A 23653-nucleotide genomic window follows, 5' to 3' on the forward strand; every position below is an offset into this window, starting at 1 on the left:
CAGAGATGTGTATAAGAGACAGGATTCATACCCATCGTCATGATGTTCACGTATGCGAGGTCGACGCCTTTCGCTGCGGCGTCTTCGACCCAGGTTCTGGCCTGGGCGTGTTCGGAGTTTGCGATTCCGTTTTCGGTAGCCGGGACCGTGTAACCGACCGTAACGTCCGGCCGCTCGGCTTGTAACATCGCGAGCGCCTCGTTTCGCAACTCGTAGATCGTCCGATCACGGCGGTGGGCGTTCTCGTCGTCGATATCGAGGTGTGTCACGCCGAGGGTGTCGAGGAGTTCGGCATAGGCATCCTTGAGTTCAGTTGCGCTTTCGGCGTCGCGGGCAACGACGCGGCCCTGCCAGCCGCCAATCGCGACGCCGACCTCGATACCTTCGTTCTGGAGCGTCTGGATTTCATCGAGATACGTCTCGAGCGGCTCGTCGTCACAGGGTGGCTGATTACAGCCGGCTAACCAGCCTGGCGTTACGCCGCCGCCGTCGGTTCCGTCGCCGACGAACGACAGGACGACCCGATCCGTATTCGCGTTCAACGTATCGCCGACGATATCTTCCCAGGTACCCTGATACGGGGCGAACCATTGGTCGGATGCTGGCGGTGCGGTGTCGCCAACGGATACGATCGTTCTGGCAGTATCGGTTTCACCGTCGGTGTCGGTGACGGTTAGTTCGACGTCGTACCTGTCGCTCTCGCCGTACGTGTGGGTGACAATCGGGCCTGTGGCTCCGGTTTCGTCGCCGAAACTCCAGTCGTAGGTGGCGATTTCGCCGGTGGAGTCAGTGCCGTCGAACTCGATTTCCTGCCTTGGTTCAGGGTTCGTCGTACTCGTGGTAATTGAGGCGCTCGGACCAGGGTCGGCAGGACCGATTTCGTTCCACGGCCCCCACTCACCGCCCTCGCCAGGTTCGTCGCCGCGGGTCCACCACTTCGCCTCCCAGACGACGCCATCGTGGCGCACTCGGTCGCCCTCTGTATAGGCGGTTTCGGGATTCCACGCTGGATACTCCTGTGCTGAGACGGAAGTACCCAGTCCGACGCCGGCGGCGAGTGCTGACAGTGTCGATGCGTTCCGTAGTACGTCTCGTCGTGTTCGTTTCATTGGTTTGCCTCTTAGATCGTCTCGAGAATCGTATCCAGTAGCGATTCGTTCCAGTCCTGGGAGAGTTCCCAGAACATCACACCCTGCATGCCACGTTCCTTGGCGAACTCGACTTTTTCGGCGATAGACTGCTCGTCGTCGTAGCCGATGAGCGTTTCCTCGTCTTCGTTGACGAGATACGGTACTGCGCCGAGATCGTGACGGTGTTTTTCCCAGCCCTCGACTCCCTCGTAGTTGGCTTCGAGATCACCGAAGTCGAACGCGCCGGTCGGATCCGCTCCGTCCGCAAGCAGGTGATGCCAGGTTCCTTCCGGGAGCGCATCGGGTCCGAACCCGATTCCGTCGTACGGCTCGGTGGCGTTGTTGAATCCGCGCCCGTAGAAGGGCATTCCGAGGACGAGTTCGTCGTACGCGGCGGGTTCGGCGGGTGGATACTCCCACTGTCCGGGCCAGTATCCCTCCTCGCTGTGGGTGCCCGCCCAGAGTTCGTCGACGGCGTACTCGACGTAGTACTGGTCGTGGTGATCCTCGCCGTAGTCGCTCGTCCCGAGTGGATGATCGGTGCCGTAAATGGGCGCGTTCAGTCCAGCCGTGTCGTGCCAGGAGCCGGTGAAGTCGTAGGCCATGACCATCGCGTAGTCACAGACATCGCCGATCTCGCCGTGTCGAAGGCCGCCGGCGTTCCAGTCGGAGCCGCCGTTGGCGACCGAGAGGTAGTAGTGCTGGCCGTCCTCGTCGCCTGCGGTATCGAGTTCAGCTCGAAGGGCTTCGAGCAATCGGACGTGGTTGTCGTAGTCGTCGGCGTTGCCACACTGGCACTGGCCCTGTTCGGGACCGGGGTGCTCCCAATCGATGTCGATCCCGTCGAAGTTGTACTCGCGTAGCAACGCGACGCAGTTTTCGGCGAACGTCTGTCGGAGAGCCGGGTCGGCGGCGACGACGTGGAAGTTGTCCGAGAGCGTCCAGCCGCCGACCGAGAGGTGGAGCCGACAGTCGATGTCGCCCGCCAGGTCCGCAAACTCCGCTAAGTTCTCCTCGTGTGACTGGCGGGGGATATCGAACTCGGTTTCGTCGTCTTCGGGCGGGAAGACGTTGCCCTCCTCGTCGAGGCCGATGAACGCGTAGAGTACGTCCGTCACCTTCTCGAAGGGGATGTCACTGGGGTAGTAGTCCTGTTCGTCGTTCGCCTTCCAACCGGGATAATAGCCGATGACCTTGAACTCGTCGCCCGGACCGTCGATCTCGTCTTCGACGGTGAGTTCGACGAGCGCCGTGTCGGTTTCCCCATCGGCATCGGTGACGGTGAGTTCGACGGCGTACTCACCCGGCTCTTCGTACGTGTGAGTGACAACCTGGCCGGTATCTTCGGTTCCATCGCCGAGATCCCAGTCGTAGGTGGCGATCTCGCCGGTGGAGTCGCTGCCGTCGAACTCGACGTCGTCGCCGACTTCGATGCGGGTCGCGCTCGCGATAAGCTGCGCCCGCAGCCCCGGTTCGGGTTCCTCGCCGGGTTCGACCTGCTCCCAGGGTCCCCATTCGCCCGTTCCGGGTTCGTCGCCACGGGTCCACCAGTTCGCTTCCCAGATGGTACCATCGTGAACGACGCGGTCGCCGTCCGTATAGACCGCGTCGGGATCCCAGGCTGGATAGTCCCCGTCCTGGGCCGCTACTGAACTCGTGGCCAGCCCGGTAAACAGGACGGGCGCTGTCGATACGTTTCGGAGTACGTCGCGTCGTGATCGGTTTCGTTTCATGCGTGCGTGATCGCTCGTTTGTGGGTATGAGTCGATGGGGACGGTCTGCGGTCGTTCTGCGCACTGTTCGCCGTCCGTACTGAGTTCTGCACTGTGCGTCTGCGCGTGCGTGCTGCACTCGTTCCCTGTAGCCGTCGGCCTGTTGTGTGTTGTCCGTCTGTGTATCTGTATATGTGTGTGCATGTGTGTCGTCCACGCCGTCATCGCAGTTCGGGCCGCCGGTCGCCATCAGCCGTTGAGCGTCTGCCAGAGCGTTCCGATGAGGGCTCCGCCGTACGTGTCTCCACCGATTGCCCATAGCATGGTACCGCCGTAGGGCGAGTCGCGAAGCCAGTCCATCTTCGCCGCCATCGACTGCTCGGTATCGTGGGAGATCATGAGCCGTTCGTCGGCGTTGAAACTCCAGGCCGTGACCGCGTCCTCGTCGAAGTACGTCTCCCAGCCGGGACCGTCGAGATCGACCGGGTTACTGCCCTCGCGGCCGTCGCTTTCGAGGTCGAACCACTCCCAGACGCCCGCATAGCTGGTTCCCTGTGACGGATCCCAGCTGGGATAGGAGCCCTCACCGCTCGCATCTCGGCCGGTCCCCTCGTACGGCTGGAACAGGCCGTCGTCCTCGCCGGTCCCGATTCCGTCCGCGGGCGGCTGCACGTCCGTCCAGCTCCGCCCGTAGAACGGCACGGCCATATTGAGTTGGTCGGGGTCCCAGCCCTGATTCGCCCAGTACTGGAGCGCGTATTCGGCGTTCCAGACGTCTGCGTCCTCGAACGTGTCGTCCGAGTTCTCCATTAGCGGCGCGTGGTGGCCCGTCGTGTCGCTCCAGATACCCCGATAATCGAACGTCATCACCTGGACGAAATCGAGGATATTCGAGAGTTCGTCGTGCTCGAGGCCGTCGTTCCCGTCGGCGGTTCCCTCGACGATCTCGGGATTTGCACTCACGGCCGCAGTGAGTTCGTACGGCTCGTCTCTCTCCGGATCGTTCGTCGCGGCGGTATCGAGGTGGTCGCGAACTTCCTGACAGAGGAGCGTAAAGCGCTCCTGGTCGCCGTCGCGAACGACGTTGTCCATATCGCAGACGGGATCGTCTCCGGTGCAGCCGCCGCCACCGGGAAACTCCCAGTCGATATCGATACCGTCGAGGTTCGCCAGTTGGACGAGATCGACGCAGTCGCTGGCGAACCGTTCTCGGTTCTCCTGCGTCAACGCGGCGTCGGAGAAGTACTCCGAGTCGCCCCAGCCACCGATCGAGAGGACGAACTTCGTATCGTCCCGTTCGGCGGCATATTCCGCGAACGTCTTGCCGCGGTCCGGCCCTTGCCAGTCTTCCTCGGCGTAGAATACTTGCTGGCCGTGACTATCACCGACGAGTTCGACGGAGCCGTCTTCCGCGGGGCGAGCGAAGGCGTACTGGACGTGTGTGACCTGCTCGAACGGGATGTCTCCCGGGACGAAGTCACGGTCGTACTGTGCCCACTGGCGGTAGTAGGCGACGACGCGTTTCTCGTCCGACGAGCTCCGACCGGCAGTGACCTGGATCGACGTACTGGCGGTTTCGCCGGCACCGTTTTCGACGGTCAGCGTAACGTCGTACTGTCCCGCATCGAACGCGTGGGTGACAGTCTCGCCGGTTGCGCTCGTTCCATCGCCAAAGTCCCACTCGTAGTCTTCGATGTCGCCCGTCGAGTCGCCGGCGTTGAACTCGATCGTTTCGCCGGGATCGGGGAACTGCGTGCTAACCGAGAGACGGGCCACTACGCCGTCGTCGCCGTCATCGCCGTCGTCATCGTCGTGCTCTTCGATCTCCTCCCAGGGACCCCAGTCGCTCGTCCCAGGTTCGTCGCCCTGCGTCCACCACTGTGCCTCCCAGACGTAGCCAGCGTGGATAACGCGGTCACCGTCGGTATAGACCGTCTCCGGGTCCCAGCTGGGATATTCCTGCGCCTGTGCTGCTGTCAGCGTGCTCGTCCCGAGTCCGGCGAGGACGGTCGAGAGTGTCGTTGCGTTCCGTAGTACGTGTCGACGTGTTCGTTTCATAGTTGCTAGCCTTCGCTGTTGGCGTCGTCGCGTCCGATGGCTGCTCGTCTACAGCCACTCCAATACTACATTTCAGAGTATAAAATAGTATTGTAATATATAATATAGGATGTTGAACTAGCGGAAAAGGGTATGAGACAATCGAGTGCTATCGAGACACCGGTCTGCAGGGCGTTCCGGATGTCCGTGCTGTCTACGCCGTCTCGGCGTACCGACTCGCCTCGGAAACTCGCGTTGATTCGATCGGCTCGTCGCTGTGTTTGATCGCCGTCCCGGTCTCGGCATCGAACAGGTGCAGCTTTGCTTCCGGGACGTACAGCCAGACTGACTCCCCGTCTGTCAGCCCCAGATGACCACCGGCCGTCACCGTGACTGATTCACCGCCGATATCGAGATAGACGTTCGTCACGTCTCCCATCGGTTCCGTTACTGTGACGGTCGCCTCGACTAACCGCTCGGGCTCTGGATGTTCGTCCGGCGTCGTCGTCAGCGACCCGTGTTCCGGTCTGATCCCCATGACGAGTTCAGTAGCGTCGAGATCGGCACCGATCGAATCCGACAGCGAGAGCGAAAAGCTAGGATGTGAAAGCGCGCCCGCGTCGAGGTCGGCCTCGACCGGCAGGAAGTTCATCGGCGGGGAGCCGAGGAACCCGGCGACGAACCGATTCGCCGGCCGATGATAACACTCGAGCGGGGTACCGACTTGCTGGAGTTCACCGTCGTTGAGGACGACGATCCGATCGCCCATCGTCATCGCCTCCGTCTGATCGTGCGTGACGTACACCGTCGTTACGTCCAGGTCGTGCTGTAGCTGCTGGAGTTCCGTCCGCATCTGGGCGCGGAGTTTCGCGTCGAGGTTCGACAGCGGTTCGTCCATGAGGAACACCGCCGGATCGCGGACGATCGCACGGCCGAGCGCGACCCGCTGTTGCTGGCCGCCCGAGAGCGCTTTCGGTTTGTCGGCCAGCAACTCCTCGATCCCCATCATTTGTGCCGTCTCCTCGACCCGGTCTTCGATCTCACCCGCTGAAAGGTCGGTCGACATCTTCAGCCCGAAGGCCATGTTCTTTCGGGCGGTCATATGCGGATACAGCGCGTAGTTCTGGAACACCATCGCGATATCTCGCTCCTTCGGTTTCCGGTTCGTCACGTCCTCCGCACCGAACTCGATCGTCCCGTCAGTTACGGTCTCGAGTCCGGCGATACAGCGCAACGTCGTCGATTTGCCACACCCGGAGGGACCGACGAAGACGACGAACTCGCCGTCGTCGATGGCGAGCGTGAGATCGTCGACGGCCTCGATCGATCCGCTGGGGGAGTCGTACACTTTTGTAAGGTTCTCTATGGTAACTCGGCTCATTGTATGCAGTTGTGTGGTGTCGGTCTGTCTAGTTCTCTGCCTGTCCATCCTCCGGCCGCCGAGACGGTGGCTCGTGATCGAACCCCCGCTTCGAGACCGGGACTGAGGTGGGCCGCCAGTTGGACTCGCTCGGGAAACGCCCGACGGGACGGCTCACCGTTGCTGGCGCTACACTCGAGTTCACTCTCATCGTGCCGTTTAGGGCGGACCATACTGATTGTTGTGGTCATTTTGTCTGGGTCGCTGAACTCGTGTGTTGGGTACGCGGATTCATCTGTAGCTTACTGCTTGACACTGCCCTCCGTGAGGCCTTCGACGATCGGTTTCTGGAACAAGATGAACAGGATCAGGATGGGCGCTGTCGCGACCGTCGATGCGGCCATCATCTCGCCCCAGTACGCCGTCGTCTGCGTTTCGAAGCTCTGGATACCGATCGCGAACGGAGTCACGTCGCCGCGAGCGAGTACCGAGGCGAACAGTACTTCGTTGAACGCGGTGAGGAAGACGAACATGCCGGTCGCGGCGATACCCGGTGCGGCCATCGGGAGGACGACGCGAACGAGCGCCTGGAACCGGGAACAGCCGTCGACTCGGGCAGCCTCCTCGATGGCGTTCGGGATGGAATCGAAGAACCCTCGAAGCATCCAGATTGCGACGGGCACGGTAAACGTCGTGTAGACGAAGATGATCCCGTGATAGGTGTCTATCAGTGGGATCGCGAGCGTTTCCTGAATCCAGACGAACAGCAAGAACATCGGCAGCAGGATGAGGATTCCGGGGATCATCTGCGTGCCGAGGAGTGCGCCGCCGACGCCGATCTTGCCGGGGAACCGGTAGCGAGAGAACGCGTAGCCTCCCAGACAGCCGACGGCGAGTGCGAACACGGTCGTCACGCTCGCGATGATGAGGCTGTTGACGAAGTAATCGAACACCGGAAACCGATCCCACATCGTCAGGTAGTTTTCGTATTCGAGAAGCGTCGGGAGAACGCTCGGGTCCTGGACGATATCCGCTGCGTCGTCGAGGGTGAACGGGAAGAGGGATGGCTCGGCGGCCGTAATTTCGGCCCGCGTTCGGAAACTCGAGAGGATCATCCAGTAGATCGGAAACAGGGCGTAGAGGAGGAGACAACCGAGAACGCCCTTCGAGAGGAGCTTGAACAGCGTCTCTCGTCCCGAGTCGGTGAGATGGAGTTCGTCGGGAATCATCGGTCGCCCTCCGTGAAATCCTGATCGAAGAGGTACTTGTAGTAGAGCATCGCCATCGCCATTGCGATCGCAAAGAGGACGACGCTCATCGCGGCCCCGCGGCCGAACTGGTAGTTCGAGAACGCGAAGTTGTAGATGTACAGGATCGACACCTGTCCGGACTGGGGCGGCTGTGCACCGAGCAGGATATACGGCGAGGTGAAGTTGATCATCGTCCACAGCATCATCAACAGGACGACGACCGCGGACACCGGTTTCAGCTGCGGGAACGTGATGTACCGGAACTGTTCCCATCGGCCCGCGCCATCGATCGATGCGGCCTCGTACAACTGTTCGGGAATCGACTGGAGCCCGGCATAGAGCATGATCATGACGAGCGGAAACTGCGTCCAGGAGTGGACGAGGATGAGCGTCCAGATCGTGTTGTCACCGATCAGCCAGTAGATCGGCTCCGAAATCACGCCCAGCGACAGCAACAGCGAATTGATGATCCCGCTCTGTTGCTGGAACATCATCCGCCAGATGAGAAGCGTAACGACGGACGGCGCGACCCACGGAAGCAACAGGAGCGTTCGAGCCGCGAATCGCCCTTTGAACCGCTGGTTGAGCAGCAGTGCGGCCGTTAGCCCCAACACGTACGTCAACAGCAGGGTCCCAACCGAGAAGATGACCGTCTGACGCAGCGAGTACCAGAATCGTTCCCCGACGACGGTGCGCGGGTCGAGCACGAACCGATAATTCTCCGCCCACACGAACGGGGCTTCGTACCACTGGGAAACGTAGCCCGAGTCGACGCCGAGAACGCTGATCAGGACACCCCAGACGATCGGGATGAAGTGAATCAGCAGCATCATCGCCAGTCCCGGCAGCAACAGTTTGTACGCGTACTGCTGTTCGTCCGATAGCCGATTGTACAGCGGGAGATAGCGCCCGATTTCGATCTCGGCGACGCTGCTCCGGACCCGACTACTCGTCCGTGTCATAGCCACGTACAGATAATCCGTTCATTACGCTATTTCGATCGTTCATGCTTTTACTCCAGCGTTTGTTCGGCCACGGAGGCAGCCCGTTCGAGTGCCGCTTCGGCGTCACCGGCCGCTAGATCGCCCGTAACGGCACTTTGCAGAACCTCGAATACGGTGCTATTGAGTTCGCTTTCGATCTCTCCCCAGCCGAGGACCTGCGGATACGTTCTGGCGTGGGGGAACACCTCCTCGTCGAAGGTCCGATAGAGTTCGTTGTCGAAGTAGTCGGTCTCCAGTCCGTCGGGATTCGTCGGCAGGAACCCGACCGTATTCGAGACTGCGGCGTTTGGCTCCGCTTGCAGGAGATAGTCGATCCACTGCGCGGCGGCCTCGGGTTCGTCGGTCCACGGGTGAATCCCGAGCAGTTCCATCCCGAAGAACGTTCCCTGGTCGCCGTCGGGGCCCGCAGGCGGAGCCGAGACCGACAGGTCATCGAGCGCGTTTCCGTCCGCCTCCTCGTAGGCGGAGACCGTTCCGAGCGCGCCCCACGTACTGGCCATCTGCCCGCCGGTGAACGCGCCCTGAATGTCGGCTGCCCCCCACTCGATGGTTTCGGACGGCAACACGTCGTACTCGGCGTACAGGTCCGCGTAGAACTCGAGGGCTTCGACCCCGCTGTCGTCGTGAAACGCCGGGGCACCGTCGTCGTCGGTGAGCAACTGCCCCCCGTTTTGCCAGAGGAACATCGCGAAGTTCCGAATCGGCTCGAAATCCGCACCCATGATGGCGAAGTAGTTGTTCTCCGCGTCGTACGCCTCCGCTTGATCGAGCAGGCCGTCCCAGTCCGACGGCGTCCCCTCGACCCCACCGGCTTCGATCCGTTCGTCGACCTGCTGGTACGCTCGCGGGCCCCAGAACCACGGAATTCCGACGAGCGTATCTTGGAACGTTGCGACATCCAATGCGCCGTCCGTGAACAGGTCCGTCGACGGCAGTTCGTCGACGACGCTGCCGGAGTCCAGATCCATCCAGCCGTTCGCGTCGTACTGCTCCGGAATCCACGTCGAGGCGATTTCGTGGACGTCCGGTCCACTTCGGCTCATGATATCGCTGAGCATCGTCTCCTGTGCTTCCCCCCAGCCGACGAACTCGTACTCGACTTCGATTCCGGTTTCGTCCTCGAACCGTGCGGTGTGTTCCTCGAAAAATTCCTCTAAGCCCGGTGCATCCATATACCGGGTCTCGAGCGTCGTCCCACCGCTGTTGGTGCCACCGAGACACCCTGCAACGCCGAACGCGGTCGCTACACCTGTCGTCGCCAGTATCTTCCGACGGGTATGGTTTCTCATAGCTAGACTTCGACTCCGTATTATGATACATTATACATAATTGTTTCCCCTCGACTGAACGTTCTCCGCTCGGCTGCTGAGCCGATCTCCGCGTCCGTCGGTCACCGAACCCAGTCACTGATGGACACCGGTGAACACCACGGTGGCCGCCGCTATCGCGTAGGTATTTGGTGGTTCATCTACTTGTTCCACTATGGAAATAACCGGGTACGAACTGTTCGAAGTCCCGCCGCGTTGGCTCTTTCTGAAACTCGAGACGGATACCGGGCTCGTCGGATGGGGCGAGCCGATCGTCGAAGGGCGAGCCCAGACCGTTCGCACCGCCGTCGAGGAAATTCTGACGAGCTACCTGCTCGGCAAGGATCCCCACAACATCGAGGACCACTGGCAAGCGATGTATCGCGGGTGTTTCTACAGAGGCGGTCCCGTATTGATGAGTGCAATTGCCGGGATCGATCAAGCCCTCTGGGACATCAAGGGCAAGCACTTCGATATCCCCGTCTACGAACTGCTCGGCGGGCGAACTCGTGATCGGATCCGGGTTTACCAGTGGATCGGTGGCGACCGCGTCAGCGAAATCGGGACAGAAGCGAAACAGCTGTTAGAAGCCGGCTATACCGCATTGAAGATGGATGCGTCGAACCAGCTGCGCCACCTCGAACCGCCGCGCGCAATCACCGACATCGTCGACCGCGTTCGACACGTTCGCAGCGTCGTCGGCGACGAAATGGACGTCGTCGTCGATTTCCGCGGCCGTATCTCCAAGTCACTCGCAAAGCGCGTTATCACCGCCCTCGAACCGTTCGACACGTTATTCGTCGAAGAACCGGTCCTCCCCGAAAACCTCGAATACATTCCCGAACTCGCGGGTCGGACCGACGTCCCACTGGCGACCGGTGAACGTCTCTACTCCCGCTGGGATTTCAAACCCCTCTTCAAACGGGGCGGCATCGACGTTATCCAACCCGACGTCTCACACGCCGGTGGCATCTCCGAACTCGTCCGTCTCGCCGCCATGGCCGAAACCCACGATATCGCCGTTGCGCCGAACTGTCCGCTCGGTCCGATCGCACTCGCGGCCTCGCTTCAGGTGAGCACGTACATTCCCAACCTGTTGATTCAAGATCACGGCTTCGATATCTATCCAGCACCGAAGAGCGCAGCGGATCACTACCTCCACGATGCCTCCGTCTTCGAGTTCACCGACGGCTATCTGTCCCCGCTCGACGGGCCGGGGCTCGGGGTCAACATCGACGAGTCGGCGGTTCGGAATCGGTCCCGGCAGGATCTCGACTGGTCGAATCCGATCTGGCGTCACGAGGACGGTAGTATCGCCGAGTGGTAACGCCCGCTAACGCCGCAGACCGTGCCGAATGCCCGCGGTTTCGATAGTCGAAACGCTCGCGTCCGAGGGGCGGGGCACCAGTGCCGCGCACCGGTGAACTCGAACGGCAGTGCCGGCAGCCTCCGCGCCGTGTCTCCGGGGTTGTGTTCGTGATCGGATGTTTCGCTGTCCGAAACAAATGTAGGGAAAATAGCGTCTTGGGGGGAGATACCGGACAAGGGATTACAAACATACTATTGTAATTTGGTGGCGTCGCTGCACTGGATTTCGCTCACCGAAACAACCGGCCACATCGAGTCCGACAGGTGACCGTTCCGTTGGACGTGCTGTCTCGTTTCGACGGCAGCGGTTTAGTTTCGCCACTATTCGGGCGACACGGGCGGCTTCTCGGCCCAGTTATCGTTTCGAGAGCGGCGGAGAAGGAAACCATGGCTCGATCATCGTACTACCGCTTTTTGCGTTCTTTTCGAGCTATCGGCGTTCAGCCGCCGGTCTTTCGTCGGCTTGTCGCTCTCGTCTACGCGGTGGTCTTTCGATTCGCCAGTACGACGAACTCGTCCTCGGCTGTCACGGGGCCGAGTTCAGCCGAGGAACGCGTCGGCCCGGTCGTGAAGCGGAACGTAGCCCTCCGCGCTGGCGACGCCGGTTCGCTTGCCGCGGGTGGCGTCTTCCGCGGCGACGCCGTCGATGAGGTTGTCGAACTCGGCGTCGATCCCGCCGTGCTCTTCGAGAAAGGCCACCTGTGATTCGTGTTCGCCGATGGCGGCGGCTTTCCGGTCTTCGTAGCCCGAAATATCGATGTGGACGGTCGGTTCGAACGAGGAGGTCGGTTTACCGAAGAAGTACACGTTGTCCGGATCGCACGGTCCGTAGTCACTCTCGACGAGTGGGAGGGATGCCATGTAGTAGGCGTCGGTCACGAGGCGGGCGGTGATCCGGTGGTCCGGATGCATGTCGTCTCGGTAGTGCGTGAGGATCAGATCCGGGTCGGCGGCGCGGATGGTTTCGACGATGGAGAGTCGGTTCTCGAGCGAGTACTCGATGCGGCCGTCGGGGAAGCCGAGGAAGGTTACGTCGCTCGCGCCGAGGCGCTCGCCCGACCGTCGCGCCTCCGCTTCCCGCGTCGCTGCGATATCCGCTTCTGTCGTCTCGAAGCCGCCGTACTCGCCTTTAGTCATGTGAGCGATCGCGATCGAATCGCCGCGGTCGGCGTGCTTTGCGAGCGTCCCGCCGCAGAAGATATCCGCGTCGTCGGGATGGGCAACGATTGCTAATAACTTCATGTGCACCGGCCATGTTGACAGTAATCCGTGTTAATTGTTACTCCCGCGCCAACCTGCGGTCGCCGGTGCGGTTATTCGAGCGCATCGGTCAACAGTCGACTCGCGCTGAGAAGCAGGCCGGGAATGTTCTCCTCGAAGCGCTTTCCGGAGAGTTCATCGGCCCGTCCGGAGACGTAGACGGCGCCGGTCAGCGAGTCGGTTTCGACGCTGACGGCGACGCTGTTGACCGCGGAAAACTGTTCTTGGCGATCGAGGGAGAAGCCCCGCTCGCGAACGCGATCGAGTTCAGACTGCAGTTCTTCGCCGTCCGTGATCGTGTGGGGGGTCAGTGCTGCTAGCTCGGACTCGAGACGTCCGTCCGGGAGCGCCGCGAGGATAGCTTTCCCGGCCGCACTGCAGTGGAGGTGACGGGTGTTGTACGCCGGGAACGTTCCGCTTGCGTACTGATCGGCGCAGTAGACGTCGACCGCGACGCCGTTCTGTTCGACGACGAACCCCGCCACTTCGTTCGCCATCGCTGCGAGTTCGTCGACCGGTTCGCGCGCCGTGTCGACGAGATCGGTATCCCACTGCACTCGTCTCGCACAGTCGAGAAATCGGATCGAGGGCTCGTACTGACGACCGACTTTGGTGACGTAGCCCAGGTTCGCGAGCGTGCTCACGTGCTTGTGGACGGTGCTCTTCGTCATCCCCGTCTGCGAGGCGATTTCGGTGACGCCGACCGGTTCCGGGGTGTCGATGAGAACGTTCAGCACCGACAGTGAGCGAGCCGTCGCATCGATGGTCTCTCCGTGGCCGTCCGCGTTCATACACCGATTATTCCGACGTGGTGTCATTAGTGTTTCCCGCACCGAAACACCGCTGAAACCGAACTTTTTTATCTCACATCTTCGCACTGTCGGTATGGACCGAGCTGTGAAAGACGACTCTATCTACGACGAGTTCGGCGTCCCCGCGGTCATCAACGCGACCGGGACGAAGACGCGTATCGGGGGGAGTCGCATTCGAACCGACGCGCTCGACGCGATGGCGCGCGCCGGCGAGTCGTTCGTCCGACTGTCCGACTTGCAGGCCGCGGCCAGCAAACGGATCGCCGACGCGACCGGAGCGGAGGCTGGCTACGTGACCAGCGGCGCTGCCGCCGGGCTCCTCTTGAGCGCTGCCGCCGCGCTCGCGGGGTGTACCGTCGAACGGATGGAGCGACTCCCCGAGACGGACGGCATCCCCGACGAGATCGTCATGCCGCGAACCCACCGCACCGGGTACGATCACGCGTTTCGCGCCGCGGGGGCGACGATCGTCGACGTTGGGACGAACGACCGCACCCTCGGGACGGGTGCGACGAACGTCGAGCCCTGGGAAATCGAGGCGGCGATCACCGAGAACACGGCTGCAGTCGGCTACGTCCAGAAACCGTTCACCGAGCCGCCGCTCGAAGCCGTTACGGCAGTCGCTCACGAAAACGACGTGCCCGTCATCGTCGACGCTGCAGCCGAGTTGCCGCCCGCGGAGAACCTGTCGCGGTTCACGGACGCCGGCGCTGATCTCGTCGTCTTCAGCGGCGGCAAGGCGATCCGCGGCCCGCAGACGACCGGGATCGTGGCCGGTCGCGAGGATCTCATCGAATCGATCGCACTGCAACACCTCGACATGCACGCCGCCGATGCCGTCTGGGACCCGCCGACCGAACTCATCGACGCCGACCGACTCGAGGGCGTCCCGCGACAGGGGATCGGGCGCTCGCTGAAAGTCGGGAAAGAAGAACTCGTCGGCCTCCTCGTCGCGCTCGACTCGTTCCGCGACACCGACCGAACGGCCCAGTCGGAGGCCTGGCACCGGACGGCGACTCGCATCGCCGAGTCGCTCGCCGATATTTCGGGGCTCGACGCAACCGTCACCGCAGACACCGACGTCTCGGTTGCCCCGACGGTCGTCGTTTCGATCGATCCGACCGACGCGGCTTGCTCCGCGACCGAACTCGTCCGCTCGCTCCGCGCCGAGAATCCGCGCGTCTTCGTCGGCGCGGATCGACTCGACGCCGATATCCTTACGATCAACCCCATGTGTCTCGACGACGACGAGGTTCCGTACGTCCTCGAGCGAATCCGGGCACACGCGAGTTCGGAGTCGGACTCACGTACCCACCAGTGACATTCGCGTGTACCGAAACTTCCATTACCACCGCTCGAAATTGACTGAACGGCTATGAAAGAGGTATCTACAACCAGTGCACCAGCCAGTATCGGGCCGTTTTCACAGGGCCTCATCGAAGACGGAACGGTCTACGTTTCGGGCCAAGGGCCGATCGATCCCGAGTCGGACGATATCGTCGGCGAGAGTATCGAGGCCCAGACGCGACGGACGATGGAAAACATCGATGCCGTCCTGACGGCGGCGAACAGTTCGCTCGACGACATCGTGAAATCGACGGTCTTCGTCAGGGACATGGACGATTACGAGGCGATCAACGACGTGTACGAAACGTACCTGACCGATCCCTATCCCGCACGCAGCGCCGTCGAGGTCGCGGCACTCCCCGTCGATATCGGCGTCGAAATCGAGGTCGTTGCACGGGTAAGTCGATGAACGCGATCGCCGTCGAGCGGGGAGAGACCGAGCCGTCGCTACTCGACGTTCCCGAACCGACACCGGACGAGGGTGAAGCGCTGCTTCGAACGCTTCGGGTTGGCATCGACGGCACCGATTTCGAGGTGCTTGACGGAAACCACGGCGGCTTTCCCGCAGGAGACGAGTACCAGATTCTCGGTCACGAAGCCGTCTGCGCCGTCGCCGATCCGAACGGCACGGATCTGACGGAAGGTGAACTCGTCGTTCCGACTGTGAGGCGACCGGCCGAGGGTTCCCGCGAGTTCTTCGACCGAGGCGAACCGGATATGGCTCCGCCGGGGACGTACCGCGAGCGCGGTATCGAGGGCGCACACGGGTTCATGGCGGAGTTCGTGACGACGCCCGCCGAGTTTCTGGTTCCGATTCCCGACGCGTTCGCCGAGACGGGCGTGTTGATCGAACCGATGAGCAATACGGTAAAGGCGCTCGAACTCGCGTTCGCGTCGCGGTCGCTATTCGAGTGGGAACCCGAACGGGCGCTCGTCCTCGGTAACGGACCGCTGGGACTGCTCACGCTCGCGATGTTGCAACCGACGGTCGAGCGATCGTACTGCCTCGGGCGGCGCGATCGACCCGACCCGACGATCGATATCATCGAGGAGTTCGGTGCGACGTACGTCGATTCGCGAACGACGCCCGTTTCGGATATCGCGGACATCCACGAACCGATGGATCTCGTCTACGAGGCGACCGGCCACGCTAAACACGCCTACGATACGATCGACGTCCTGGCCCCGAACGGCGTCGGCGTCTTGCTCGGGATTCCAACCGAGTGGACGTTCGATATCGACGGGGGGTGTCTCCACCGGGAGCTGGTCCTCGGAAACAAGGCGTTGCTCGGCAGCGTGAACTCGAATATCCGCCATTTCGAGACCGCGAAGGAATCGCTCGAATCGCTTCCCGACTGGGTCCTCGAACGGATCATCACCGATGTGTACTCGCCGACTGAACTCGAGGCGGCCTTCGATGATTCCCCCGACCGTATCAAGCGAGTGATCGATTTCACCTGAGCGAACGGTGCCAGTGACCCCGCTTCCGTCCGCGCCAGATCCTGGTCCTGAATCCGTTCGCTAGGGTGGCTTGATGAAACGATATTAGGGGCCGACATAACTGGGCGCGGCAGGTTGTCGTCTCCTTGCGCACAGTCGTGCCGTGAACGCGCTCGGTGAACTCGTTGAACTCGCAGTCTACCGTAACTGCGAAGATGTGGGTGCGTTCGTTGCTGCCCCGAACGTTACCCGCCACTCACATGATGGTGTTTACAGATCGATATTTTATTAGATGTCTGACGTTACGTCGCTCTTCAGCATCAATCGTGCTATATCTGTGAATATCCATGCTAGAATCATATGTCATCTGTTATCATCGATTAGGTGAACAACTTATAACTAACCCGTTCTCCACCGCCCCGTCTTCTTTTTCTTCTTTCTACTATTCTCGATATATAAAATCGGATGAGCCACCATCTGCCCGGAACAGAGACCAGTATCGCCCAGGACTGGTTCACAAAGCGGACCGGTTATCCCTTCGGTAAATTGCCGGTATATTGAGAATGTCCCTTCTGAAAGAATTGCATTCCATGTGCACGACTACTGGCCGCCAGACCGAGTTTAGTGACTCCGTCTTATCAAAAATGCTATCTGAACCGTCTTTTAGGCTGGGCTAAAACCGGTGCTTTTACAATGTTTTAGGTTGGCCTAAAGGTTGTATGCGAGAACGTTTGCACCGACACTATCGCTGTACGCCATCGAACGCCGGTTCTGGCGGTGATGCGTTGTGAGCTATCTCTCCTCCGGAAACGAGAAGATTCTGGCACAGCAGACGGCGCGCGAGTCGAGCGCGCGAACGTATCCACGCCATCTTCCGTTTGCCATCCGCGAAGCTCAGGGCGTGATGGTGACGGATATGGACGGGAACGAGTTCTACGATTGCCTCGCGGGCGCGGGGACGCTCGCGCTCGGACACAACCACCCCCGAGTTCGCGAGGCGATGGAGCGCGTTCTCGAGGCGGATCGGCCGCTTCACACGCTGGACATTTCGACGCCGGCCAAAGAGCGGTTCGTGGATTCGCTCTTCGAGAGTCTTCCCTCGGAGTTCGCCCGCTCGGCCCGGGTGCAGTTCTGTAGTCCTGCCGGAACGGACGCCGTCGAGGCGGCCCTGAAACTGGTCAAGACGGCGACGGGGAACCGAAGCGTCCTCGGATTCCAGGGTGCCTATCACGGGATGACGAGCGGGGCGCTCAGTCTGATGGGCGATACGGCCGCCAAGGAGCCGGTTTCGGGTGCGGTCAGCGAGGTCCACCATCTGCCGTATCCCGCCGACTATCGCTGTCCGTTCGGAATCGGCGGCGAGGAGGGTCACCGAACCGCCAGCCGGTACGTCGAGCATCTCCTCACGGACTCCGAAAGCGGGATCACGGACCCGGCTGGCATGATACTCGAGCCGGTCCAGGGTGAGGGCGGTGCCGTACCCGCGCCCGCAGAATGGCTGCAAGACATCCGTCGAATCACCCGGGAGCACGACGTGCCGTTAATCGTCGACGAGATCCAGGCGGGGCTCGGTCGCACGGGCGAACTATACGCGTTCGAACACGCTGATATCGTCCCCGACGTCGTGACGCTCTCGAAGGCGATCGGCGGCGGGCTCCCGCTCGCCGTCGTCGTCTACGACGAGTCCCTCGACGCCTGGGAACCGGGTGCCCACGCCGGCACCTTCCGCGGGAACCAGCTCGCGATGGCGGCCGGCGAGGCGACGATCGATTACGTCCTCGAGAACGACCTCGACGACCACGTGGCCGATGTCGGATCGCGCCTGCGCGATCACCTCGAGTCCACCGCCGACCGATTCGACGCGATCGGCGACGTTCGCGGCCGCGGATTGATGCTGGGCGTCGAGTTCGTCGACGAGAGCGCAGACTGGCAGGGTGCGGGTCCGGCCGCGCCGGACGGAGACCTCGCCGAAGCCGTCCAGGCGGCGTGTTTCGACCGCGGGCTGGTGATCGAACTCGGCGGCCGGGAGAGTGCGACGGCGCGATTCCTCCCGCCGTTGATCGTCTCGGCCTCGCAGGTGGACGACATCGCAGCATGCTTCGACGAAGCCGTCGCGGCGGCCGTCGACGGCTCAGCCACCCAACGAGCGGGGGCCGCATCCACATGAGCGCCGACGAGTGCTTCCTTGGGACCGGGCGTGGCGAGACGAGCTATCGGGACGCGATGGACCGGGCGGTCGAGACGGTGATCGAGACGGTCGCGGACCGCGAGCGGCCTCACTCGGGAGCGTCGCCGGAGGAACTCGCCGCCCAGTTCGACGACCCCGTCGTTCCCGAGGAGGGCCAACGCCTCGAGATGACGATCGACGAGGTTGCCGAGCGCGTTCTTCGACACTCCGTCGATCCGTCGAACCCCCGCTGTGCGGCCCACCTCCAGTGTCCGCCGATGATTCCGGGGCTGGCCGCCGAGACGCTGCTCACCGCGACGAACCAGTCGCTCGACTCGTTCGACCAGGCACCCGCTGCGACGGTCCTCGAAGAACGGGTCGTGACCGCCCTCTGTGACCTGTTCGACCTGCCCGCGGACGCCGACGGCGTCTTCACCAGCGGCGGGACGCAGTCGAACTTCCAGGCGCTGTTGCTCGCCCGCGACCGCTACTGCGACCAGCAGTTCGACCGAAACGTGCAGACCGACGGCTTACCCGCGGCAGCCCCGTCGCTTCGCATCCTCTGTTCCGAAGCGGCCCACTTCACCGGCAAACAGGCCGCACACCACCTCGGACTCGGCGAGCGGGCCGTCTACACCGTTCCGACGGACGCCGACGGCCGCATGGACCTCGATGAACTCGACGCGGCCCTCGATGACCTGAATCGGAGAGACGAACTCCCGTTCGCGCTCGTCGGGACCGCCGGCACCACCGACTTCGGCAGCATCGACCCGCTTCCCGCCCTCGCCGACCGAGCCGCCGACCGCGACCTCTGGTTCCACGTCGACGCGGCCTACGGCGGCGCGCTCGCGGTGAGCGACGAGTTCAGCGACCACCTTGCGGGCATCGAGCGGGCCGATTCGATCGCCGTTGACTTCCACAAGCTGTTCTACCAGCCGATCAGTTGCGGGGCGCTCTTGCTTCGCGACGGCGCGGACTTCCGGTTGATGGCCCGCAACGCGGCCTACCTCAATCCGGAAGCCCACGACGAAGGCGGGATTCCGAACCTCGTCTCGAAGTCGGTCCAGACGACGCGCCGGTTCGACGCGCTCAAACCCTACGTCGCGTTCCGGACGCTCGGCCGAACTGGCCTCGCCGAACTCGTCGAGCACACGCTCGAACTGGCCGACGACGCGGCTGCACTCGTTCGCGAGGCCGACGACTTCAAACTGCTCGGCGAGCCGACGCTGAACGCCGTGGTCTTTCGCTACCGTCCCCGTCCGGGGCCGGGGATGAGCGACGAGGCCGTGAGCGACCTGAACGCGGCCGTCCGACGTGAACTCTTGGACGACGGGCGGGCGCTCGTCGCCCGAACCACCGTCGACGGCGTGACCAGCCTGAAGGTGACGCTCCTGAACCCGACGGCGACGCTCGAGGACGTGGCGGCGATGCTCGACGCGGTCCGGGACTGTGGCGACAGGGTTGCCGACGCCCGGGAGGTGACGGCATGAGCGCCGGCACCGAGTGCAGCGCCGACCGCGACCGCAGCGTCGATCCGGCGGTGCGAGCCGACGACGCCACCGTTCACGCGTTTCTCAACTGCTACCTGCGCGAGACGGGCGACTACGAGATTCGCGACGAACCCGTTGCCGGCGTCGATCCCGGTCCGGACGGGCTGCTTCGCGCGACGTTGCCGGCACAGGAGATCGACCTCCTGGCTCCGCTCGCACACCGCTCTCCGACGGAGCGACACCGCTTCGAGACGCCGGTCCGGTACCGGCTCGGCGGCGATGGCGGCCGCCCGCTCGATGCGGCGACCCTCGCCGCGCTCGTGATCAAGGATCTCAGCCTCGCACAGGACGGCGAGGCCGTCCCGGACGAACTGTTAGAGCGCGTGCTTCGGAGCAAGCGAGCCACCGAGGCGTTCGTCGCAGCGCGTGCGGGCGACGAAGACCGCCTGTACGCCGAGACGCTGTCGTTTCGCGACGCCGAGCAGGCCCTCGTCTTCGGCCACCACCGACACCCGACGCCGAAGAGCAGACAGGGAATCGCCGCACGCAACCGCGAGCGGTACGCGCCGGAACTGCGCGGGTCGTTCCCGCTGCACTACTTCCGGGCGGACCCGGCGCTCGTCTCCGCCGACTCGGCGCTCGACTGCACCGCCGCGATGTGGGTGAAAGACGCCCTCCGCGACGATCCCGCCGTCTCTGCGTCCTTCGTCGCCGAGCACGTCGAGAGCGACGACGTCCTCCTGCCGGTCCACCCGTGGCAGGCGGACTACCTCCGCGACCAAGCACACATCCGCTCCCTGCTCGGCGACGGCCTCGAATATCTCGGTCCCGTCGGCCGCGAGTTCATCCCGACGACCTCGGTGCGAACGCTGTACGGCGAAACCGCCCCGTTCATGGTCAAGTCGTCGCTGAACGTGACGATCACCAACTCCGTGCGGACCAACAAACGCCCGGAACTCGAGCGCGGCGTCGCCGTCGCCGACCTCCTCGCGACCGAGTTCGGCGACGAACTCGCGGCCGCGTTCCCGGATTTCGACATCGTTCGCGATCCGGCCTACCTCGCGCTGGACGCCGGCGAGGGACGCGAGTCGGGGTTAGAGACGGTCCTCCGAGCGAACCCGTTCCGCGGCGAGAGCGGGGCGAACGCCACGCCGCTGGTTTCGCTCTGCCAGGACGCGATCACCGGCCACTCGCGGCTCGGCCGGCTTATCGAGTCCATCGCCGACCGCGAGGGTCGCTCGACCGCCGCCGTGAGCACTGACTGGTTCCACCGCTACCTTCGGCTCTCCGTTCGGCCAGTGCTCTGGCTCTACCTCGTTCAGGGCGTCGGCGTCGAGGCGCACCAGCAAAACTCCGTCCTGCTCATAGACGAGGCGGGCTATCCCGACGGGTTCCGCTACCGGGACAACCAGGGCTTTTACTTCCCCGAATCGCTCGTCGACGGCGTCGAGCGGTACCTCCCCGGCGTCGGCGAGCGGGCGGGAACCGTCTGCCCGGACGCCATCGCCGACGAACGGCTCCGCTACTACGTGATCTGTAACAACGCCTTCGACCTGATCAACGCCTTCGGCAGCGCCGACCTCGTCGCGGAGCGTCGGCTCCTGGCGCTCCTTCGCGACGAACTCGAGCGCGCCCGCGAGCGCTACGATCGGCCGTCGTCGGCCTTCCTCGACCCGCTCCTGGAATCGCCGACCGTCCCCTGCAAGGCGAACCTGCTCACCCGCTTCAGGGGGCTCGACGAACTGGAGAACGACCTCGAGAACCAGTCCGTCTACACGGACGTGCGAAATCCGATCGTCACCGAACTGGACCGCGACGCCGAACGGGAACACGACCCCGCGCTCGCCCTCGAATCCGACGGTGAACTCGACCCATGACGGGACCGGACGCCACCATCGCGACCGACTACGACTATCAGACGTACGACGATCGCATCGACCGGACGGTCTCGCTCCGGCAAGCGTCGCTGGAGCGCGATCTGGGCCGACTCCACGCGTGGCTCGGACGCGAGCACGTGAAACCGTACTGGCAGCTCGACCTGCCGCTCCCGGCGTTTCGAGACCGTCTCGCCTCGAAACTGGCGGACGACCACCTCACGCCCTACGTCGGCTGTCTCGACCACGTTCCGATGAGCTACTGGGAGTGTTACTGGGCGGCCGAGGACGATGTTGCGGCCCACTACGACGCCCGGCCGTCGGATCAGGGCGTCCACCTCCTCATCGGCCCCGAAGAGTTCCTCGGACACGGCTACGCGGCACCGTTGCTGCGGGCAGTCGTTGCCATGCAGTTTCGCCACGCGGAGACCGATCGCGTCGTCGCGGAACCCGACGCCCGCAACGAGCGGGTCATCCGCGTCTTCAAGCGGTGCGGCTTCGAGCCGCGATCGGAGTTCTACTTCGACGAAGCCGAGAAGGATGCCGTGTTGCTGGTCTGTGACCGGGAGCGGTTCGAGTCGTCGGTTCTCCTCGCCGACTCCCGCGACGCCGGAGAGGCGGCCGACCACGCCACCCCGGGAGGTGAGATCCGATGAGCGAGGCCGTCCACGACGTCGTCGGCGTCGGCATCGGCCCGTTCAACCTCGGCCTCGCGGCCATGCTCGACGGCATCNCGGCATCGAGGAGGACGTCGACGCCGTCTTCCTCGAGCGCGAGGCCGAGTTCAACTGGCACGAAGGGATGTTGCTCGAGGGGGCGACCCTCGAGGTGCCGTTCCTCGCGGACCTCGTCACGCTCGCGGACCCGACGAGCCCCTACAGTTACCTCAACTACCTGCGGGAGACGGGCCGACTCTACGAGTTCTACTTCTACGAGACGTTCCAGGTGCCCCGGCGGGAGTACAACGAGTACCTGCGCTGGGTCGTCGCTGAACTCGAGAGCTGTCGGTTCGGACGCGAGGTGACGGCGGTCCGGTGGGACGACGAGCGCGGGCACTACGTCGTCACGGCGACGCATCCGGAGACGGGCGAGCGCTTCGAGTACCGGGGGGAGAACCTCGCGCTCGGCGTCGGGTCGCGGCCGCAGATTCCGGACCATTTGCAGGGCCATTCCGAACGCGACGTGTTCCACACGGCGACCTATCGCGGCAACCGAGAGCGGGTCTTGGAGGCCGACTCGGTTACCGTCGTCGGCTCCGGACAGAGCGCCGCCGAGGTGTTCCAGGATCTGCTGGAGCGCCAGGCGGATCCGGACAACGACTATCGGCTCGACTGGCTGACCCGGTCGGACGGCTTTTTCCCGATGGAGTACTCCAAGCTCGGATTGCAACACTTCACGCCCGAGTACGACCGCTACGTCTACGACCTTCCCCAGGGTGTCAAAGACGAGTTCATCCCGGAGCAGGAACTGCTCTACAAGGGGATCGATCCGGGGACGAGCGCCGAGATATACGATCTGCTCTACCGGCGGTCGATCGGCGACCGGGACCCCGACGTCGGTCTCTTCGCGATGACCGAGGTTCGGGATATCGAGGCCGTCGGAGACGGGGCCGAGTACGCGCTCGACTGCCGCCAGTGGCAGGCCGAGGAGTCGTTCGTTCACGAGAGCGAGGTGGTCGTCCTCGGAACGGGCTACGAACGACCGATTCCGGACTTTCTCGATCCGGTCGCGGACGCTATCGGCTGGGACGAGCAGGGCCGATTCGAGGTGACGGCGGATCACCGCCTCGCAATCGACGTGCCGGGGGACGTCTTCCTGCAGAACGCCGAGATGCACACTCACGGCGTCGGCGTGCCGGACCTCGGCCTCGGCTGTTATCGCAACGCGCGGTTCGTCAATCGGCTGGTCGGTCACGAGGCCTACCCCGAGGACACGGATACCGTCTACCAGGATTTCGCCGTCGAACAGTTCGTCGAACGAGCACCGAATGCCTCCCGCCAGCACGGAAACGGGACCGAATCGAGTTCAGGAGCGGACCCGAGTCGTCCGTCTCCGCCGACGCAAAAGGACTAACACGAGAATAATTGATACGACA

At 63.1% G+C, this 23653-nt stretch carries 17 protein-coding genes and 1 pseudogene; 9 read left to right on the forward strand and 9 right to left on the reverse strand.

What is annotated here, in order from left to right; translation table 11 throughout:
- The 7 genes from C481_RS01670 to C481_RS01700 all read right to left on the reverse strand — a co-directional run.
- On the reverse strand, positions 1 to 1109 hold a 1109-nt coding region (locus C481_RS01670; RefSeq protein ID WP_006107083.1), incomplete at its 3' end, for a PKD domain-containing protein.
- 11 nt (positions 1110 to 1120) lie between these two features.
- On the reverse strand, positions 1121 to 2863 hold the full coding sequence (locus C481_RS01675) for a glycosyl hydrolase family 18 protein (RefSeq protein ID WP_006107084.1): 1743 nt from the start codon (positions 2861 to 2863) through the stop codon (positions 1121 to 1123).
- Positions 2864 to 3091: 228 nt separating this feature from the next.
- Positions 3092 to 4900: a glycosyl hydrolase family 18 protein gene (locus C481_RS01680; RefSeq protein WP_006107085.1), complete on the reverse strand. Its 1809-nt coding sequence runs from the start codon at positions 4898 to 4900 to the stop codon at positions 3092 to 3094.
- A gap of 193 nt (positions 4901 to 5093) precedes the next feature.
- Positions 5094 to 6260 carry an ABC transporter ATP-binding protein gene (locus C481_RS01685; RefSeq protein ID WP_049904333.1) on the reverse strand — a complete coding sequence of 389 codons (1167 nt, stop codon included), beginning with the start codon at positions 6258 to 6260 and terminating at the stop codon, positions 5094 to 5096.
- A 281-nt stretch (positions 6261 to 6541) separates the two neighbouring features.
- On the reverse strand, positions 6542 to 7468 hold the full coding sequence (locus C481_RS01690; protein WP_006107088.1) for a carbohydrate ABC transporter permease: 927 nt from the start codon (positions 7466 to 7468) through the stop codon (positions 6542 to 6544).
- Positions 7465 to 8451: a carbohydrate ABC transporter permease gene (locus tag C481_RS01695; protein WP_006107089.1), complete on the reverse strand. Its 987-nt coding sequence runs from the start codon at positions 8449 to 8451 to the stop codon at positions 7465 to 7467. Before C481_RS01695 ends, C481_RS01690 begins: the two co-directional genes overlap by 4 nt.
- Positions 8452 to 8501: 50 nt before the next feature.
- Positions 8502 to 9782, reverse strand: coding sequence for an extracellular solute-binding protein (locus tag C481_RS01700; RefSeq protein ID WP_241434628.1), 1281 nt, complete (start codon positions 9780 to 9782; stop codon positions 8502 to 8504).
- Between the two features lie 193 nt (positions 9783 to 9975).
- On the opposite strand from C481_RS01700, the gene dgoD reads away from it, so the two are divergent.
- Positions 9976 to 11127, forward strand: a complete 1152-nt coding sequence (gene dgoD / locus C481_RS01705) for a galactonate dehydratase (protein WP_006107091.1) — start codon at positions 9976 to 9978, stop codon at positions 11125 to 11127.
- A gap of 581 nt (positions 11128 to 11708) precedes the next feature.
- Here dgoD and C481_RS01710 read toward each other — a convergent pair.
- Together C481_RS01710 and C481_RS01715 are read right to left on the reverse strand one after the other, a co-directional pair.
- Positions 11709 to 12410: a PIG-L deacetylase family protein gene (locus C481_RS01710; protein ID WP_006107092.1), complete on the reverse strand. Its 702-nt coding sequence runs from the start codon at positions 12408 to 12410 to the stop codon at positions 11709 to 11711.
- Between the two features lie 71 nt (positions 12411 to 12481).
- A complete protein-coding gene (locus C481_RS01715; RefSeq protein ID WP_006107093.1) occupies positions 12482 to 13219 on the reverse strand; it encodes an IclR family transcriptional regulator in 738 nt (245 codons plus the stop codon).
- Between the two features lie 94 nt (positions 13220 to 13313).
- Between C481_RS01715 and C481_RS01720 the strand changes: the two genes are divergently transcribed.
- The 8 genes and pseudogenes from C481_RS01720 (at position 13314) to C481_RS01755 (ending at position 23631) form a co-directional block, all read left to right on the forward strand.
- Positions 13314 to 14561 carry an aminotransferase class V-fold PLP-dependent enzyme gene (locus tag C481_RS01720; RefSeq protein ID WP_006107094.1) on the forward strand — a complete coding sequence of 416 codons (1248 nt, stop codon included), beginning with the start codon at positions 13314 to 13316 and terminating at the stop codon, positions 14559 to 14561.
- Between the two features lie 54 nt (positions 14562 to 14615).
- Positions 14616 to 14996, forward strand: a complete 381-nt coding sequence (locus tag C481_RS01725) for a Rid family detoxifying hydrolase (RefSeq protein ID WP_006107096.1) — start codon at positions 14616 to 14618, stop codon at positions 14994 to 14996.
- On the forward strand, positions 14993 to 16048 hold the full coding sequence (locus tag C481_RS01730; protein WP_006107097.1) for a glucose 1-dehydrogenase: 1056 nt from the start codon (positions 14993 to 14995) through the stop codon (positions 16046 to 16048). Before C481_RS01725 ends, C481_RS01730 begins: the two co-directional genes overlap by 4 nt.
- A gap of 766 nt (positions 16049 to 16814) precedes the next feature.
- On the forward strand, positions 16815 to 18194 hold the full coding sequence (locus C481_RS01735; RefSeq protein WP_006107098.1) for a diaminobutyrate--2-oxoglutarate transaminase: 1380 nt from the start codon (positions 16815 to 16817) through the stop codon (positions 18192 to 18194).
- On the forward strand, positions 18191 to 19684 hold the full coding sequence (locus C481_RS01740; RefSeq protein WP_006107099.1) for a pyridoxal phosphate-dependent decarboxylase family protein: 1494 nt from the start codon (positions 18191 to 18193) through the stop codon (positions 19682 to 19684). Before C481_RS01735 ends, C481_RS01740 begins: the two co-directional genes overlap by 4 nt.
- Entirely contained in the window at positions 19681 to 21561 is a 1881-nt protein-coding gene (locus C481_RS01745; RefSeq protein ID WP_006107101.1) for an IucA/IucC family protein, read from the forward strand. The genes C481_RS01740 and C481_RS01745 overlap by 4 nt, the downstream gene beginning before the upstream one ends.
- Complete coding sequence (locus C481_RS01750) at positions 21558 to 22214, forward strand: GNAT family N-acetyltransferase (protein ID WP_006107102.1); 657 nt, start codon at positions 21558 to 21560, stop codon at positions 22212 to 22214. Before C481_RS01745 ends, C481_RS01750 begins: the two co-directional genes overlap by 4 nt.
- Positions 22211 to 23631: pseudogene (locus tag C481_RS01755) on the forward strand (lysine N(6)-hydroxylase/L-ornithine N(5)-oxygenase family protein). Before C481_RS01750 ends, C481_RS01755 begins: the two are co-directional and overlap by 4 nt.
- The last annotated feature ends 22 nt before the right edge of the window (positions 23632 to 23653 follow it).

This window comes from Natrialba asiatica DSM 12278 (genome assembly GCF_000337555.1).
In the GTDB taxonomy this organism is placed as follows: domain Archaea; phylum Halobacteriota; class Halobacteria; order Halobacteriales; family Natrialbaceae; genus Natrialba; species Natrialba asiatica.

Bases quoted from the DNA above. Each gene is read 5' to 3' on its own strand.
- C481_RS01675 (WP_006107084.1), bottom strand. From the start codon at position 2,863: ATGAAACGAAACCGATCACGACGCGACGTACTCCGAAACGTATCGACA.
- C481_RS01680 (WP_006107085.1), bottom strand. From the start codon at position 4,900: ATGAAACGAACACGTCGACACGTACTACGGAACGCAACGACACTCTCG.
- C481_RS01685 (WP_049904333.1), bottom strand. From the start codon at position 6,260: ATGAGCCGAGTTACCATAGAGAACCTTACAAAAGTGTACGACTCCCCC.
- C481_RS01690 (WP_006107088.1), bottom strand. From the start codon at position 7,468: ATGATTCCCGACGAACTCCATCTCACCGACTCGGGACGAGAGACGCTG.
- C481_RS01695 (WP_006107089.1), bottom strand. From the start codon at position 8,451: ATGACACGGACGAGTAGTCGGGTCCGGAGCAGCGTCGCCGAGATCGAA.
- C481_RS01700 (WP_241434628.1), bottom strand. From the start codon at position 9,782: ATGAGAAACCATACCCGTCGGAAGATACTGGCGACGACAGGTGTAGCG.
- dgoD (WP_006107091.1), top strand. From the start codon at position 9,976: ATGGAAATAACCGGGTACGAACTGTTCGAAGTCCCGCCGCGTTGGCTC.
- C481_RS01710 (WP_006107092.1), bottom strand. From the start codon at position 12,410: ATGAAGTTATTAGCAATCGTTGCCCATCCCGACGACGCGGATATCTTC.
- C481_RS01715 (WP_006107093.1), bottom strand. From the start codon at position 13,219: ATGAACGCGGACGGCCACGGAGAGACCATCGATGCGACGGCTCGCTCA.
- C481_RS01720 (WP_006107094.1), top strand. From the start codon at position 13,314: ATGGACCGAGCTGTGAAAGACGACTCTATCTACGACGAGTTCGGCGTC.
- C481_RS01725 (WP_006107096.1), top strand. From the start codon at position 14,616: ATGAAAGAGGTATCTACAACCAGTGCACCAGCCAGTATCGGGCCGTTT.
- C481_RS01730 (WP_006107097.1), top strand. From the start codon at position 14,993: ATGAACGCGATCGCCGTCGAGCGGGGAGAGACCGAGCCGTCGCTACTC.
- C481_RS01740 (WP_006107099.1), top strand. From the start codon at position 18,191: ATGAGCGCCGACGAGTGCTTCCTTGGGACCGGGCGTGGCGAGACGAGC.
- C481_RS01745 (WP_006107101.1), top strand. From the start codon at position 19,681: ATGAGCGCCGGCACCGAGTGCAGCGCCGACCGCGACCGCAGCGTCGAT.
- C481_RS01750 (WP_006107102.1), top strand. From the start codon at position 21,558: ATGACGGGACCGGACGCCACCATCGCGACCGACTACGACTATCAGACG.